This is a genomic window from Shewanella sp. Shew256 (assembly GCF_002196695.1).
Lineage (GTDB): Bacteria > Pseudomonadota > Gammaproteobacteria > Enterobacterales > Shewanellaceae > Shewanella > Shewanella mangrovisoli.
On record NZ_NAJR01000049.1, the window covers coordinates 1 to 997 of the forward strand.

Genomic DNA, 997 nt, shown 5'->3' on the forward strand with positions numbered 1-997 from the left:
TAACCTGAGATCGGTTTAACAAGCCATAACTGCAATAGCATTAAACTCTGCGTGAGTGATGTTCAGTTGTGGCTTATTGTCTTTCAATTGATAGGCGATAAGTCCCGCAATCATATTGAGCATAAAACCATGCACGCTGCGGTGTCTAGAGTGCTCTATTTGAGAGATATTTTTTAACTGGTCGTTGATGGTTTCTATGATGAAACGTCTCGACAGCATCGCTCTATCCCACAACGACATTGCCTTCGCTTTCATATTTTTACGCACGTTTGTCACCAGTGTGACGCCTTTTTCCAGTAATTCACTCGATAGCGCTTTACTGATATACCCTTTATCTGCATAGAGTTTATTCATATCACTGTGCACCATCTCTTTCACCGGTTTTGTGTCATGTTCATTCGCTGGTGTCACTTTGGCCGCCACGATTCCACCTTGATGATTCACAATCAAATGCAGCTTAAAGCCATAGAACCACCCCATGGTGCCTTTTCCTCTGCACGCCAGTCCCGCTAAGGTTTTATGGCGATGAATACGTAGGTTATGACACACTTTGATGCTGGTTGAATCAACAAATTCAATGCCAGTGGGAGCACTCTTGAGGCTGGCAAAGTAGCTGCAAAGCGGCACTAAAGCCGTGGGCATCACCTCAAGAAAGCGGGTATAGCTGAGTAAATTAGGAAAAGCAGATTTGTAGAAATGAGCCAGATAGCCGATGTAGAAGTTCTTGAAATCACGGTGGTGGGACATCTGAAAAAGTATGATGATGGTCATCACTTCGCTCATCGTCATACGGCCAGCGCGTTGACGCTTGCGTGTGCCATCGGTTAACAGCGTTTTTTCCCATTCAGGAATGAAAACAGCGCAAAAATCATCGACATCACAAAACACTTCCACTAATTTATGCATAGGCCCTCCGGTGTGATGAGGTTTCTCTTGGTCGAAAGATCCGATCACTTGGAGGGCTATTAGTTCAAATTTTTTTATCCCGAGTTCAGGT

Annotated in this window: 1 protein-coding gene; it reads right to left on the reverse strand. The window is 44.3% G+C overall.

Annotation, left to right across the window (positions count from 1 at the left end):
* Window positions 1–15: 15 nt before the first annotated feature.
* Window positions 16–906, reverse strand: coding sequence for an IS982 family transposase (locus B5P39_RS24345; RefSeq protein ID WP_176370363.1), 891 nt, complete (start codon window positions 904–906; stop codon window positions 16–18).
* Window positions 907–997: the final 91 nt, after the last annotated feature.